We start from the raw sequence: 16,484 nt of genomic DNA, 5'->3' as shown, positions 1-16,484 counted from the left end.
GCAAAAGCATATTCATAAATATGATACTTAGAAAAAACAAAACTATAATAGTTGTATCCGTCATTTCCAAATTTCAATTTTCACATGCCTATTCTTAATAGCAAACTCAGTGATTTTTATTGCATCAGAAAGATTTAGTTTTTCTACATTTCTCTCGCCACTTTTTAGTTTTTTTGCTGTACTTAAGCTAATCCCTGATCCAGATGCTATCGCGTTTGCGGTAGATTCTTGTAAAACTTCTTTGATTAATTTAATATCAGCTATTTCTTGATTCAAAAATCTTCTCTCCTTTCTCAGATAGTTAATTTGGAAAAACTTTAAGGGGACTACTGTGGTCTTTATGATGATTTATCAGAGGACTACAGTGGTCTTTTTAACTAGTAATAGGGACTCTAGAAAAAGTTTAAACTTTTTCCATATAGCTTGTTTTGCAAATTAAAATTAATATCACAAAATAAGTGTTAATTTTTCGACTTTTTGCGTTTATCTTAAACCTTATTTATTGGTATTTTAGCATGCTATATACATGTCATACAAGAAACTATAATTTTATAAATTCTAGGAAAGCTCCTACTTGGTTAATTCGTTTTAAACAATCGTCTTAAAAAGAGCTCTTAAAGATTTCATAATCTTTAGAGCCCACTACTACTATATTCCCTAATCCATACTTCTAATAAAATGCTCTTTTTCTTTTTAGTTCCCAAATAATAAGGTTTTCGGATCAACTAACATGCTTTGAGAAAGACTACTATCTTTGCAAATTTCCAAATGGAGGTGTGGTCCTGTACTATTCCCAGTACTTCCTACATAGCCAATCATTTGTCCTTGCACAACGTTGTCTCCAGTTTTTACTAAGTATTGTTGTTGGTGAGCATATAACGCTGTTGATCCATCTTCGTGTTGTATAACAACGTAATTTCCCCAAGAATAGTGAAACTCTGCTTTAATAACTTTACCAGCTTTAACTGCATGAATCGGTTCACCTTGTGCAGCTGCCATATCAAGTCCTCGATGGAACTCATCTCCACGATTTCCAAACAAACTAGATATTGAATAATTATGAATAGGTATTTGATATCCGTTCTTATTCATTTGTGGTCCTTGAACTTCTTTGTCATAGTCAGTTAAATCATAGGTTTTAATTAATCCATTTAGCTTTAAATAGTATTGAGTATCTGTTGCATACCGTCCTGTAAGGAATTTAGTTGCTTCTCGATATGTTTTACTATTAGCTTTTAATGCTCCGGCATAAAAATCTTTATTTCCACTAATTCCCTTAGTTAATAATTTGGCATAATCTTCAAAACTTTCCTCATAGTTTTCATACACTCTAAATTTCGATTGAGTCTTATAAAGCGTTCCATTACCCAAATCTTCGTTTGTTACCATTATGACAAAGCTTCCATTATAAGTTCCTTTTATCCCAAATAAATTGTAATTCGGTGCCTGAGCTAATTGGCTTTGACCACTGGCAGATTCTAAGATTGCTTGTGCAATCATAACAGAAGCATATAAATCATATTTCTGACCAATTTTTCTCGCAGAATCACCAATTTTCATAATAAAATTTTCTACAGACTCATTTTTGTCAAAATGAATTTCTTCATTACCAGATAGTACTGGTTGTGATTGGAAAGTTTCTGTTGATTCTATTTGCTGTGATGTCGAAAAAGTTTTTGTTTGTCCTTCCGTTTTTGGCGCTTCCTTTTTTGAAGACTCTATATGGTTTGGCTTTGTAACTTTCGAAGAAGTTATTTCACTTGTACTACTTGAAGTTGTTGAAGATTCGGTACTTGAAATCGTACTACTTTCACTTGATGAAGTTGTTGAAGACTCGGCATTTGAAGTCATACTACTTTCACTTGATGAAGTTGTTGAAGACTCAGCATTTAAAGTCGTACTACTTTCACTTGATGAAGTTGTTGAAAATTCACTACCCTCTGCTGTTACATCGGAATTACTCATTTCAGTCGTCTTGGTTCTTTCTTTTGCAATTTTGTATGTTGAATTTTCGCTTGCCAACACATGGAAAGGTGTTGCTATAAGGAGATGGGACATTAATAGAACTGCTGATGCAAGTTTTAAAGATTTTTTCATTTGATTTACCTCTCTTTTTTTTCTTTAATAGTGTTTTCTATTAAAAAATATGACAAATATTTTCAATGAATTGAGTAATACAGTATATTTCTTGATTTCATTTAGTAACGATTATGCTCCACTATTTAATCCTGTTACTGCCTTTAAAATAAAATTATAGGGTTGACTAAAACTAGGATGAAATAAATAATCTAACATTTTCAATTTGTCTAATGTAATTTGTTCTTCTATAGCAAGAGAGAACATTGTCAATAATCCAGATAGATCTTCTTGACTATAAAATTGTACACCTACTATTCTCTTTGCTTTTTTTTCAAAACTAATTCTTAATTTTACAATATTGTTTGTTTTAGAAAAAATCGGTCTAATATAATCTTCTATTTCTATATAATCTATAGCCTCGCTTAATAAGCGTGCTGTTTTTAAATTCAAACCTGCTGCATAAAAATTGTAACCAAATATAGAAAAGCCATTTGTGAATTGAGACCCCGAAGGTGTAAAACTTTGATCGTTAATATGTTGAGTTGCAATATAAGCCGTTCTTAGAGCATTAGAGATAGAAAAATCAACGCTACTTCTATTAATGGATGTAAAAAAAGTTGTAGCACAATCTCCAATAGCATATATGTCTTTTATATTTGTTTGTTGGTATTCATCCGTTAGATATGCTCCACTAACATCTCTCAAGAACTCCTTTTTTCCTATTGGACTATGAGATAGGAATCCTATAGCTTGTATGACCATATCCATAGCGTATTTGTTATCTCTTGTAGTCACTATTTTTTCAATCTTTTCTTTTCCTAAATACTTTTTAGGACTTTCTGATAGACAAAGATGTATCCCGTTTTTTGATAGTATTTCTTCAACTTTATCTGAAAAACTACGGTCGTAATAGGTCGACAACACTCTATCTGCAACATCGAAAAGATATACTTCTTTCCCTCTTTTTCTTATAGCTTCAGCAATTTCAACTCCAATATATCCTGCTCCAATAATACCTACTTTTTTAATAGTATTATCATCTAAAGCTTTGAAAATCTCTTTGGCATTTGGAAAATTCTTTATCGAAAAAATATTAGCTAAATTATTCCCCGGTATATCTAACATAATTTGCTTTGAACCTGTAGCTAATATAAGTTTGTCATATTCTTGGGAAAATCTTGTGCCATCTTTTTTTACACAACTAATCTTTTTATTTTGAATATCAATTTTGTCAACTTCTGTCTCTAGAAATAACTTTTTTATCTCAGAATTTAGTGTCATTCTATTTTGATAAAAAAGATCTTCTAAATTACTTACTTCTCCTTTTATAAATAACGATGTCCCACATTCCAAGTAACTAATTTCTGATTTTTTATCGATTAGAATAACTTCATAATTTGAATCGCTTAAGTTTAGAAATCGAGCTGCGGCTAGCCCTGAATGGTTTGAACCAATAATTACTATTTTTTCCACTTAATTACATTCTTTTCCTTTCTATAAAAAGTATATTCATCTTTAACTAACACTTATTTCCCATCATAAAAAAGCAAAAAGAGGAAGAAAAAGATTCTTCCTCTTCTCAGAGAAGACTTAAGAAATTGATTTTCTATTCATTCTCTTTTTTTCGATTTTTATACCCTAATAATCCTAACGTTCCTAACAGTATTAAACCACCGCTAATAGTAAAGATATTACTGTCACTCTCTCCCGTCTTAGGAAAAACTTTTGAGGACTGGCTTTTGCCTCTATTTTTGTCTTGATTGCTATTGCCATCTTGATTGTCCGTCTTACTACCTTTACTACCGTTTTTTCCACTGTCTTTTTTGTTGGAAGAAACAACTACATTAGTAGGTTCACTAGTATTACCAGATTCATCCGTTGCAGTTACTCTCACTTTTGTCCCTGCCTCTAATTTAGGAACTTTAACTGTAAAATTACCATTCTTATCAGCTGTCCCATGGTATTGACTTCCGTCTGGTAATGTAACTGTTACCTCTGCATTTGGTTCAGTTTTACCAGTAACAATTTGGTCACCCTCTGTAATAGGATCAACTTGAGGTTTATTCGGTGCTTTTTTATCTACTACAGAAATAGTAACTTCTACTTCTTCTTTAGATCCATCTGGATATGTTACTACAACAGTGCCTTTTTTGTTTCCAGCTGTACTAACATCTACTTTTTCTTTCCAAGTATAAGTAGTTCCTTTTGGTAAATCTTCTTTGTTCTTAATTCCCTCAGATGCATCTGGCTCTTTATTTAAGTCTGTCGTCACTTTTTGTCCTTCAGGATTGTATTTATCTGCATCGGAACGAGTATCTGTCACTGTAACGTCTACTTCAACTTCATCAGATGATCCATCTGGATATGTCACTACAATAGTACCTTTTTTGTTTCCAGCTGTGCTAACATCTACTTTCTCTTTCCAAGCATAAGTAGTTCCTTTTGGTAAATCTTCTTTGTTCTTAATTCCCTCAGATGCATCTGGCTCTTTATTTAAGTCTGTCGTCACTTTTTGTCCTTCAGGATTGTATTTATCTGCATTAGAACGATTGTCTGTCACTTCTACTGGAACTTTCACTGTATCTTTCGTACCGTCTGGATACGTTACTTCAATGACACCTTCGTAATTGCCTGGTGTGTTGGTATCAATTGTACCGCCAGGAGTAACATCTGTTACTGTTGTTCCTTCTGGTAATGTTGGCAAATTAGTAACATTATCTGTTAAATCTACTGTGCCTCCAATTTCTACTTTTTCGCCTTCTACTGTTGGTTCATATTTATCGGCGTCAGAACGATTATCTGTCACTTCTACTGGAACTTTCACTGTATCTTTCGTACCGTCTGGATACGTTACTTCAATGACACCTTCATAATTGCCTGGTGTATTGGTATCAATTGTACCGCTAGGAGTAACATCTGTTACTGTTGTTCCTTCTGGTAATGTTGGCAAATTAGTAACATTATCTGTTAAATCTACTGTGCCTCCAATTTCTACTTTTTCGCCTTCTACTGTTGGTTCATATTTATCGGCGTCAGAACGATTATCTGTCACTTCTACTGGAACTTTCACTGTATCTTTCGTACCGTCTGGATACGTTACTTCAATGACACCTTCATAATTGCCTGGTGTATTGGTATCAATTGTACCGCCAGGAGTAACATCTGTTACTGTTGTTCCTTCTGGTAATGTTGGCAAATTAGTAACATTATCTGTTAAATCTACTGTGCCTCCAATTTCTACTTTTTCGCCTTCTACCATTGGTGTATATTTATCGGCGTCAGAACGATTATCTGTCACTTCTACTGGAACTTTCACTGTATCTTTCGTACCGTCTGGATACGTTACTTCAATGACACCTTCATAATTGCCTGGTGTGTTGGTATCAATTGTACCGCCAGGAGTAACATCTGTTACTGTTGTTCCTTCTGGTAATGTTGGCAAGTTAGTAACATTATCTGTTAAATCTACTGTGCCTCCAATTTCTACTTTTTCGCCTTCTACTGTTGGTTCATATTTATCGGCGTCAGAACGATTATCTGTCACTTCTACTGGAACTTTCACTGTATCTTTCGTACCGTCTGGATACGTTACTTCAATGACACCTTCATAATTGCCTGGTGTGTTGGTATCAATTGTACCGCCAGGAGTAACATCTGTTACTGTTGTTCCTTCTGGTAATGTTGGCAAATTAGTAACATTATCTGTTAAATCTACTGTGCCTCCAATTTCTACTTTTTCGCCTTCTACTGTTGGTTCATATTTATCGGCGTCAGAACGATTGTCTGTCACTTCTACTGGAACTTTCACTGTATCTTTCGTACCGTCTGGATACGTTACTTCAATGACACCTTCGTAATTGCCTGGTGTGTTGGTATCAATTGTACCGCCAGGAGTAACATCTGTTACTGTTGTTCCTTCTGGTAATGTTGGCAAATTAGTAACATTATCTGTTAAATCTACTGTGCCTCCAATTTCTACTTTTTCGCCTTCTACTGTTGGTTCATATTTATCGGCGTCAGAACGATTGTCTGTCACTGTAACATCCACTTCAACTTCATCAGATGATCCATCTGGATATGTCACTACAACAGTACCTTTTTTATTTCCAGCTGTGCTAACATCTACTTTTTCTTTCCAAGTATACTTAGTATCTTTTGGTAAATCTTTCTTATTTTTAATTGCCTCAGATGCGTCTGGTTCTTTATTCAATTCTGTAGTCACTTTTTGACCTTCAGGATTATACTTGTCAGCGTCAGATTTATCATCCAGTTTTGTTGCGCTTGATACAAATTCTGTATCATCTGCCGTAATTGGTTGGGTTGCTTCTTCTGGCCATTTTGCATCTGTGTAACCATCTTTTGCTTTTAACACCGGAAGTTTATCTTCTGGCAAGCTTACGCCATCTTTCACTGCAAAGACTGTTGTTCCACTTTCAATACTTGTTCCTTCCCCTGCGGTGAAGGTTACTTTGTGGTAGCCTGCTGGAATGTTTTCTCCTGGATTTTCAATGATATCATCCAGTTTTGTTGCACTTGATACAAATTCTGTATCATCTGCCGTAATTGGTTGGGTTGCTTCTTCTGGCCATTTTGCATCTGTGTAACCATCTTTTGCTTTTAACACCGGAAGTTTATCTTCTGGCAAGCTTACGCCATCTTTCACTGCAAAGACTGTTGTTCCACTTTCAATACTTGTTCCTTCCCCTGCGGTGAAGGTTACTTTGTGGTAGCCTGCTGGAATGTTTTCTCCTGGATTTTCAATGATATCATCCAGTTTTGTTGCACTTGATACAAATTCTGTATCATCTGCCGTAATTGGTTGGGTTGCTTCTTCTGGCCATTTCGCATCTGTATATCCATCTTTTGCTTTTAACACCGGAAGTTTATCTTCTGGCAAGCTTACGCCATCTTTCACTGCAAAGACTGTTGTTCCACTTTCAATACTTGTTCCTTCCCCTGCGGTGAAGGTTACTTTGTGGTAGCCTGCTGGAATGTTTTCCCCTGGATTTTCAATGATATCATCCAGTTTTGTTGCGCTTGATACAAATTCTGTATCATCTGCCGTAATTGGTTGGGTTGCTTCTTCTGGCCATTTCGCATCTGTATATCCATCTTTTGCTTTTAACACCGGAAGTTTATCTTCTGGCAAGCTTACGCCATCTTTCACTGCAAAGACTGTTGTTCCACTTTCAATACTTGTTCCTTCCCCTGCGGTGAAGGTTACTTTGTGGTAGCCTGCTGGAATGTTTTCCCCTGGATTTTCAATGATATCATCCAGTTTTGTTGCACTTGATACAAATTCTGTATCATCTGCCGTAATTGGTTGGGTTGCTTCTTCTGGCCATTTTGCATCTGTGTAACCATCTTTTGCTTTTAACACCGGAAGTTTATCTTCTGGCAAGCTTACGCCATCTTTCACTGCAAAGACTGTTGTTCCACTTTCAATACTTGTTCCTTCCCCTGCGGTGAAGGTTACTTTGTGGTAGCCTGCTGGAATGTTTTCTCCTGGATTTTCAATGATATCATCCAGTTTTGTTGCACTTGATACAAATTCTGTATCATCTGCCGTAATTGGTTGGGTTGCTTCTTCTGGCCATTTCGCATCTGTATATCCATCTTTTGCTTTTAACACCGGAAGTTTATCTTCTGGCAAGCTTACGCCATCTTTCACTGCAAAGACTGTTGTTCCACTTTCAATACTTGTTCCTTCCCCTGCGGTGAAGGTTACTTTGTGGTAGCCTGCTGGAATGTTTTCTCCTGGATTTTCATAAATATCTTTACTTACAGTTACTGCCAAATCGGTCGTACCTACAGAACCATCTTGGTAAACAATTTTGATAGGAATTGTTCCAGTAATAGGTTCCGTTTCTCCTACCCCTTTGGCTGGAGTGAATGTAACAATACCAGTATTTGCGTCAACACTTGCATTGCCGAAGTCCTTATTATAAACATCTAAAATTGAAAAGGCATCGTTAGCTAGAGGAACATCTGGTTTATCAAATGTAGGTTTACCACTTTGAATTGTCGTTTCTGGGGTTGTTGTTATAGGTACGTATGTTGCATCATTTTCCATAGCTTGAGAAGCTTTTACAGCAAACTCTACATCTACGTCAAAAGTTCGATTTCCGATTTTAACAGTTACAATACCTTTCGTACTATCAGCAACGTTAGAAGTATCAGGCTCTGTTTTCCATGAATACTCTGCATCTTCAGGTAAGTTTTTATTATTCCGAATTGATTCTTTAGCATCTGGTTTAAATCCAACTACCACGGTTTGTTTATCAACCGCTTTTGGTGATTCCTTGATAACGGTTGAACCTTCTTCTGGTTTATCAAAACCTGGAGAAACGATTTGAACTTTTAATTCATCTTTCGCAATTAATTTATTTGAATCCACACCCGTAAATTCAAATTCTACAGTATCCGAAATTGGAGCTCCATCTTTTTCATTTGGAGCAATAGTTTTTTCTGCTAATACAGTACCTTCTTTATCAACAAGTTGAGCTTTGTGACCTGTTCCCGCTAACTCGTGGATGAATACTTTCCCCTTAACTGTTGTATCAACATCATATACTTCTTCTAATTCAGGTTTCCCGATATATGGATTCGTGTCTCCACTCTCTTCTTTATCGTCAGGGTTTCCATCACCATCAATATCTTGTAAATAATAATAACCTGTTCCATAAGTGTTCTGGATTAATTTTTTATTCGTATCCGACAACCAAGAATCAAAGATGAAGTCTTCACCAAACGGTTCATTTCCTTCAACTTGTGCAGCTGTTTTCATTTCTGCTAAAATTTCATCTAATGGTTCAGTCAATTGAAGAACATAACGAATAACAACTGGACGTGGACTTGCATTAGAAAAATCGATAAGTTTAGTCAAATCATTATTAGTTATTGAACCTACACCATAATTTTCATGACCTTCCCGTCGCTCGATTGCTAAATCAGCTACTTTTGTTCCTGATTCAAATGAAACGTCATATACTACTCGATCAGCCTGAACCATATGCATTTGTATACCCGCTACATACGGAACTAAACGTTCATCAATTTTGTAGTTAGCATACCAAGGCGTTCCCGTTGCAGAAACCGAGTAAGAGAAATTTTTCTCTTTTGTTAACTTATGATCCAAGATTATAGCGCCATTAGCACCAGTAGACCCCGATCCATCTTTCGTTTGAACATTTGGTTTCTCGTATTTGGTACTTACCGATCCGTGTTTAAATTGATCAGGATTATTTTCAGATACGTCTAACTTATTATAGAAATTATCTTGATCTGTTATAAAGTAACCAGTACTTTCTATACCAGGTACAATTTTATCATTGTCTTGATGACTTACCAGATAGATTCGATACATCAAACGATCACTCTTAAGGTTATCTTCACCAATTTCTTGAAAAATCTCATCTAGATTCTTTTCAAATGTAATTACCCCGTTAGGAGCAGTTTGTGTATCAGTTGTTTCTGCCCCAGCAAATAATCCATCGCTTGCACGAATATAATTAACTTTCCAAATGTTCGTGGGTCTACCTAATGAATCATTGATTCGGACAAAAGTTCTTCTGTAACTAATCCCCGCAACCTTTTTAGAATCTACTTGAATGTTTTCAACGTACTTGGCTAATCGCTCATCCAATTGGAGGCGGATTTCCCAATTATCGGTAGAAGCAGCAATATTATGTTTTCCGTAAACTTCAAATCCAATTGTATTGCCTTTTAGTGTGTCTCCAGTTAGTTCTTGAGGACTAAATTGTAAATCCGAAAAGTTATAATTTTTCGTATAACCAGGATTCTCCTGAAAAGTATTCCCCGAAGCTACTTTGTCACCTACTTGTACGGAGCTTATCGCTGTTTCAAGTGGGGTGCTTGGAGAAATTTCATCTTGTGCTTTAACTAGTTCAGTTGTTCCCAAGACAAGACCAACACCAACCAAAACAGATGCAACCCCAACACTTAATTTTTTGATACTGTACTTCAATACTCGTTTCTTTGTTTTTTCTAGAAATACTCTCTTATTATTCTTGCTAATCATTATTCAAATCAACTCCCTTAATAGTTATTTTCCTAGTAAGAGTAACACATCCACCCGTGAGAACGGGTGGCTTTTTAACACCTCTAGAAGAGGTCACTACTCGCCTACTCCATAAATGGAGCTTTCTAAAAGACCACCAACCGCTCTTCGCTCGCTACTTTATTTCTTTTTCTTCATTTTGAATGGATCAACGTATTCTCGTTTACTTATACTATCTCGGATTCGATCATCTGATTCTTGCTCTCGTATATATTTTTCAATTGTTTTCTGGTTCAGACCGACTGTGCTCACGTAATACCCCTTTGACCAGAAACTTTTATTTCCATATTTATAGACTAAGTTTCCATGCTGCTCATGGATAAGCGTCGCACTTCTTCCTTTCAAGTAGCCCATGAACTGCGAGATACTTATTTTTGGTGGTACTTTTACCAACATGTGAATATGATCTGGCATTGCGTGTGCTTCGATTATTTCTACCTCTTTCATCTCGCAAAGCTTCCTCAAAATTCTTCCAATATCTTTTCTTAATTCCCCATAGATTACTTTTCTTCTATATTTTGGGGTGAAGACTATGTGATACTTACAATTCCATCTAGTATGTGATAAACTTTTGTCGTCTTTAGACATAGAAAAACTCCTTTCGATAAAATAAGCGGTTGGTAGCCACTTATTAGTATATCGAAAGGAGTTTTTATCGCTAAAGCTATTCCATCCACGCGTAGAAGCGCGCGGTTTTCTTGTTTCGTACGCTCCGCGAACGAAACTGACTAAAGTCATTAAATAAAAGATAAATCTGATACGTATTATTCACAGAATAGGAATCTTATTAAACTTATGTTAACTAATTTACTTAAAGAATTTCATGCACATTACAACAAAAAAAGTACATTTCTTCATGTTTTTTTCGGATATTTGTGCTTTTTAACCATTCAGCAGCTGAAAACATATAAAAAGATATGTATGTATTCTTTCTGAAATTAAGTTCATTTCTATGCGATGAAGCATGTTTTCAAAATATTACTCTTTCTTAGATTAAACTTCAGAGTATTCAAATAGCGGAATAAGGAGCCTTATCCCGCATTACTGAATGAGACTGTGACATAAGTAAAAAGGTGACTTCAAATTCCTTCTTCGGAATTTGAAATCACCTTCTTTATAATTATAAAGTATCGGTTTCACAGCATTTCTGAATGATTCCTAGAATCTTAAACGAATGATTGGAGTTATCAACATTTTTTCACTCGTTTTTAGCGAAACAAAAAATGACATTTGTCACAGCCTCATTAAATTATTGATTCTTTTTCTTTATAATTGAATTGTCCATATTTAAAGTGTCTAGTACTCTACATGAATAATTAATTGCTTTCACTCAAATACTTATAATCTATTAACTTGTAGTTGTTTAACTTTTCTGAAAAAGTTAGACCCACGTAATAATCTTCCCAGCTTTCTCTTTCAATTAACTGATCCAATTTTTGATAATCCATAAATTCATCATGTATTAAAAAGAATAAATAACTTGATATTTTAGCATCTAGCTTAATCAGATTAAATAATGTTTGCTTAAAATTGCTACCATCAATATGACTAATAGATTCTCTAGCTTCCTCACATAAACTTTTTACTCTGTCAATTACTACTTTGTCGTATTCATTTAATGCATTATTATTACCATTACTTAAACGTTCGGATTCTACAAAACAATTCAAGTCAGAAATTTCCCAAAAAAAATGTTTGTCAAAATCCAATTTCCTCAACTCCTCCAAACTACGTAAACGATATAGTCTCATAATAAAATAAAACCTCTCAGCTAGTGTTATTGAGATTATCCACTAAACCTAATTGATATTGCTTAGGAGATGCTCCTACGTATTTTTTGAATACTCTCGAAAAGTGTGAAGAATCTGAAAATCCTAAACCTAAAGCAACCTCACTGATAGTATGGTTTGATTTCAACATTATTTTAGCCGCAGAAATTTTTCGTTTAGAAATATAATTATAAATCGTAATTCGCATTTCATTCTTAAAGCTTTCCCTTAATTTGGTTTCACTTACAGAAAAATAATTAGCTATTTCTTTTACAGTAATTTTTTTATAAATATTTAAGCCGATGAATTGAACGACAGAAGAAATCAAGGGAGAAAGATGCTCTATCTTAGTTTTTCCGATTTCTTTAGTATAATGAACAATGCCAGAATCCCTCACCTTTAAGACTTCTGGTAACGACACAGCTAATTCGTTTTCTCGTATCAAAGCATCTCTGCTTTGATATGCCTCTATTATATCCATTCCTAACGTTATAGCAGTTTGTGCTAGTTTCTCAAAAACAATGATAGAATAATTTTTTTCAGACCGAATTGTATCTCCACTAACACTCGGAATTATTCCATTACTCAGATTAAAAACCATGTTTTCTAGATTTCGAATATCTCCATTTTTCACATATTCCAATATTTTATTTTCATAAAGAAATAGATAGATTTCTGGATCGTAATTTTGTGATAGCAAATCATCTATTTTGATTCGTTCGACGGTTTCACTGATATTTCTTGTATATTCAATTAACGGTTCATGGAATAAATCTTCTATTTTTCCAGTAAAAAAATAGTGAACTAAAATTAAAATATCTCGAATATCACCTAAAGAATACAATGTCAAACTTTGCAACGAATCATAGAGACGCTCCCTATCAGCTAGTGTAATATTTAAATCGTTTATGTTTAGTTTAAAAAATTCTTTATCAATAGTATTTCCTCTAAATGGACCAAATAAGTAATACCTGGTTTTAAACATGTATAAAAGAAACATCTCGTTAAAATCACCAGTAAAGAAATGGAAATTTTTCGTTTTTTTAATATTATCAGTTAGTAATTTTTTATAATCATAAAAAAGACAAGTAGTTCTATCTGAGCGATACTCTTTTATCATATTGAATTCGGAATCGAAAACCACGATAGGTAGTTTTAAACAAACATGAAGAGACTTTAATAATACTTCTTTATCTGAAAACACTTTTGTTTCTCTCTTTCTAAATCATTAAATAGCATTTCATACGTTATCTAGAATGCTATTTTCTTGCCAAACTAAGCTAACTCACTTTATTATAAAATATCCTCTTACCGCTTTCATGTATATTTCACCGAAAAAAGTATAATTTATCAAAGGGGATTCATCGTTTTTCATCATTATGAATACTATTTGCATATATCTAGTTTAAAGACAATAATTATTATGATTCCTTATTATCTAAGCTCAATAAAGATAATAAGGTTTTTTCTAAATATTCCGTTTTTGGAATCCAATTTGAAAATTTCCGCTCAACTATGTGTCTATTCGAACTCATTTCTAGTTGTTAACTATGAAGGGGGAAGAAATAAAAAATACAATTTATACACGAATGAGAACATTATCCAAAAAGGAGGTTTTAGAGAAGATTTATTATACGTAAAAAGCTCAAAAGTTTCCTTAACCACATGGACATGTTTGATATTCAAGAAAATATATGATTTTTCTTTTCTAAGTATAGAGATAGCTGTCCATTATCAACTAAGGAACATTTTTTGAAAAACATTAACAGTCCTATCGATGTCTGTGAGCTTATAGAAGTTATTCGCAGTGCAGCATAAATTGCATTAGCTTCTTTTCGTGTTTTTTGCCTCTTTTCCCTTTAAATCTTAATGGAGGAGGTGTGCAATATGTCAGATAACGACGAACGCGTAAATGCCCAGTTGATTCGATTCTTTGAAAAGGTCATTTTGAACACCGCTAATACTTATTATAAAAAACAAGAAGAAATTCAAAAGCATGAACAACTTGATCAACTTCCACCATATTTGTTTACTGAAGACACTATAAAATTTAAACAACCGGTTAATGTTTTAAATGTGACTTTCTTTGTTGAAGATACAAAATTAGTAAAAATCCTTCCTTTGTTGAAAGAACCTGAACAAATTTTTCTTATCGAAAAATTTATCTTTGATAAAACTGATAAAGAAATTGGAAAGGTTCTGGGTATTACAAGACAGGGTGCGACAAATTTAAAACATCGACTTTACAAAAAAATTCAAAAAATGCTGGTTTAATATCTGCATAATAACTAATTTTGTATGCTTCTTTGCTCGTCCTCCTCCTTCCCAAAAAATAAATAGATTATAAGTTCATGGGAAGAAGGTAAATTTATGAATACTTTAAAAGAAGATTTCATTTTAGCAAAGAATGGAAATGAAGAAGCAGTTGTGGCCATTCTCAAAAGATTTAGCGCTTTGGTCCATAAGCAATCCTGGAGAACTGGAAAATATGATCAAGATTGTTATCAAGAATGTATGCTTGCAATATATCTAGCTATCTCGAAATTCGAAATTAAAGAATAACTCAACTAAGGGAGTCTGTGACATAAGTAAAAAGATAGTTTCAAATTTCGAACAATAAATTTGAAACTATCTTCTTTATAATTATAAAGTATCGATTTTACAGCGTTCTATAATGATTCATAGAATCTAAAACGAATGATTTTAATTATCAACGTTTTTTAATTCGTTTTTAGCTTAAAAATAACTTTTGTCACAGTCTCACTCCTAAAATTACTTTATTTACGTATGAAGTGGGCAGGAGGTCGAATCCAGAACTGGACTATGGTACTTCAACGAGGACTTCTCCTCTAGAATTGAAAAGCATGCGATTTACCTTCCGTAACGACGGTAGATTTATTCAACTATGTGTCCAATCAAAATTTGTCTGATTTCAAAAATAGTCAAGAGAATTTTGGTTGTTAAAAACTCTTATCTATCAACTTCCACAGTTTAGTTGACAAACCCTGATACTAAGTTGGGCTATGATACACTTTTCTTGACTATCAGTTACGTTACCGGAAGGAATGAACTCTATTGAGAAAAACATATGATCGTAAATTTAAACTAAAGATTTCACAGGATATCCTTGAGAAAAAAGTAACTACCAAGAAAATTGCTGAAGAATACAATATCTCTCGTCCAACAATTTCCCGATGGGTTTCAGAATATCGTCGATACGGGAAAAATGCTTTTGATGGCACATTGACCTATCAACCGGAGGAATGCTTTCATCGCCACTATCAAAATGAACAAACGATCATTAAATAGGGCTGGAAAAAAGTATCCATCTTATTGAATGATGTCAGTAACTACAAGACCATTCTGCGGATTAACAAACAGCGCTTCAAATGTAAACACTGTGGAAAGACTTTTTTAGCAGAAGATTCAGTTAGTGATCGTCGCTGCTCCATTGCTCGCAGAGTCAAACAAGCCATTCTTGAGCTATTAAGCGAACCTCTTTCTATGTCTTTGATCGCACGTATGAAGCACATTTCTCCGACCACTGTCATTCGAATACTTCGCAGCCTTCGGCCTAAAACCGTTTCTTTGAACCAGCTGTTACCAGAAGTGGTGTGTTTCGATGAATTCAAATCAGTGAAAAATGTCTCGGGAGCCATGAGCTTTGTCATGATGGACGGCAAGACCCATCAACTGATTGATATTGTGGAAAATCGGCAACTCAATCCTTTACGCGGCTATTTCTTGCGCTACCCTAGAAAAGTCCGTGAACAAGTACGTCTAGTGGTTTCAGATTTCTATACACCCTATCGCACATTGGTGAAAGAGCGTTTTCCGAATGCCCGAATCGTCGCCGATCGCTTTCATATTAGCCAACACATCGGTCGGGCCTTTACCAATCACCGAATTCAAGTAATGAAGACCTTTAAAAAAAGGGATCGTCGGTCGAAGCACTTAAAGAAATACTGAAGACTACTTCAAAAGAATGCGTGGGAATTGAAGGGCCAGCATCGCTACTGGCGTCCGTCATTTCGAGATCATCTGACAGAAGCGGAGATAGTCGATCGGCTATTATCTTATGATGACTCCTTAAAGCGAGGCTACGAAGTCTACCAGGATTTTCTTTCCGCTATCAGAAGACAAGCTGTTCCAAAATTCGTCGCGCTCCTAAAAGAAGACTACAAGGAGTTGCCAGAGCACTACCAACCAGTGTTCACGACCTTCAAGAAATATCGAACAGAAATCAAACGAGCGTTGCGCGTTCCCTATTCCAACGGCCCTATAGAATGTTTGAACAACCATATCAAAGTACTAAAACGAATTGCCTATGGCTTTAGAAACTTTCAAAACTACCGAGAACGAATCTTTTTATATCGAGGAAAATATTTCAAGAAAACTAAGAACACTACCCAACTGACTAAAGCCAGAACAACAACACGGCTAGACAAGATAGCTGTCTAGCCGTGTGAGTATCTCGATTATTCTATTGAATTTCTTCACCAACACTCATTGGCGAAGAGCCAAAATAAGTAATCTAACCGACTGTTAACTAAACC

General features: G+C 34.7%; 9 protein-coding genes and 2 pseudogenes. 4 read left to right on the top strand and 7 right to left on the bottom strand.

Features of this window, described 5'->3' with window-relative positions:
• Positions 1–60: 60 nt before the first annotated feature.
• The 7 genes from AUF14_RS13715 to AUF14_RS13685 all read right to left on the bottom strand — a co-directional run bounded on the left by AUF14_RS13715 (position 61) and on the right by AUF14_RS13685 (position 13,132).
• Entirely contained in the window at positions 61–276 is a 216-nt protein-coding gene (locus AUF14_RS13715) for a hypothetical protein (protein WP_002346911.1), read from the bottom strand.
• A gap of 417 nt (positions 277–693) precedes the next feature.
• Entirely contained in the window at positions 694–2,097 is a 1,404-nt protein-coding gene (locus tag AUF14_RS13710) for a glucosaminidase domain-containing protein (RefSeq protein WP_033647039.1), read from the bottom strand.
• 111 nt (positions 2,098–2,208) lie between these two features.
• Complete coding sequence (locus AUF14_RS13705; RefSeq protein WP_002372121.1) at positions 2,209–3,552, bottom strand: NAD(P)/FAD-dependent oxidoreductase; 1,344 nt, start codon at positions 3,550–3,552, stop codon at positions 2,209–2,211.
• Between the two features lie 133 nt (positions 3,553–3,685).
• Positions 3,686–10,120 carry a repetitive surface protein Esp gene (gene esp / locus AUF14_RS13700; RefSeq protein WP_102866092.1) on the bottom strand — a complete coding sequence of 2,145 codons (6,435 nt, stop codon included), beginning with the start codon at positions 10,118–10,120 and terminating at the stop codon, positions 3,686–3,688.
• A 159-nt stretch (positions 10,121–10,279) separates the two neighbouring features.
• The gene (gene tnpA / locus AUF14_RS13695; RefSeq protein WP_028020983.1) at positions 10,280–10,747 is read right to left on the bottom strand and encodes an IS200/IS605 family transposase; all 468 of its coding nucleotides are present in this window, start codon (positions 10,745–10,747) and stop codon (positions 10,280–10,282) included.
• Between the two features lie 728 nt (positions 10,748–11,475).
• Positions 11,476–11,910, bottom strand: coding sequence for a DUF7006 family protein (locus AUF14_RS13690; protein ID WP_102866091.1), 435 nt, complete (start codon positions 11,908–11,910; stop codon positions 11,476–11,478).
• A gap of 16 nt (positions 11,911–11,926) precedes the next feature.
• Positions 11,927–13,132 carry a YSIRK-targeted surface antigen transcriptional regulator gene (locus AUF14_RS13685; protein ID WP_102866090.1) on the bottom strand — a complete coding sequence of 402 codons (1,206 nt, stop codon included), beginning with the start codon at positions 13,130–13,132 and terminating at the stop codon, positions 11,927–11,929.
• A 683-nt stretch (positions 13,133–13,815) separates the two neighbouring features.
• On the opposite strand from AUF14_RS13685, the gene AUF14_RS13680 reads away from it, so the two are divergent.
• The 4 genes and pseudogenes from AUF14_RS13680 to AUF14_RS13670 form a co-directional block, all read left to right on the top strand.
• Positions 13,816–14,202 carry a sigma-70 RNA polymerase sigma factor region 4 domain-containing protein gene (locus tag AUF14_RS13680; RefSeq protein WP_010730444.1) on the top strand — a complete coding sequence of 129 codons (387 nt, stop codon included), beginning with the start codon at positions 13,816–13,818 and terminating at the stop codon, positions 14,200–14,202.
• A 96-nt stretch (positions 14,203–14,298) separates the two neighbouring features.
• Positions 14,299–14,490 carry a helix-turn-helix domain-containing protein gene (locus AUF14_RS13675; protein WP_002302418.1) on the top strand — a complete coding sequence of 64 codons (192 nt, stop codon included), beginning with the start codon at positions 14,299–14,301 and terminating at the stop codon, positions 14,488–14,490.
• Between the two features lie 513 nt (positions 14,491–15,003).
• Positions 15,004–15,168: pseudogene (locus tag AUF14_RS23120) on the top strand (transposase); the annotation flags it as partial.
• Positions 15,160–16,389, top strand: a pseudogene (locus AUF14_RS13670) (ISL3 family transposase); the annotation flags it as partial. The pseudogenes AUF14_RS23120 and AUF14_RS13670, both read left to right, overlap by 9 nt.
• Positions 16,390–16,484: the final 95 nt, after the last annotated feature.

The organism is Enterococcus avium, assembly GCF_002891025.1.
Taxonomy (GTDB): Bacteria; Bacillota; Bacilli; order Lactobacillales; family Enterococcaceae; genus Enterococcus_A; species Enterococcus_A avium.
The sequence above is the reverse complement of the archived record's forward strand: the minus strand, read 5'-3'. Positions and strand labels throughout refer to the sequence as shown.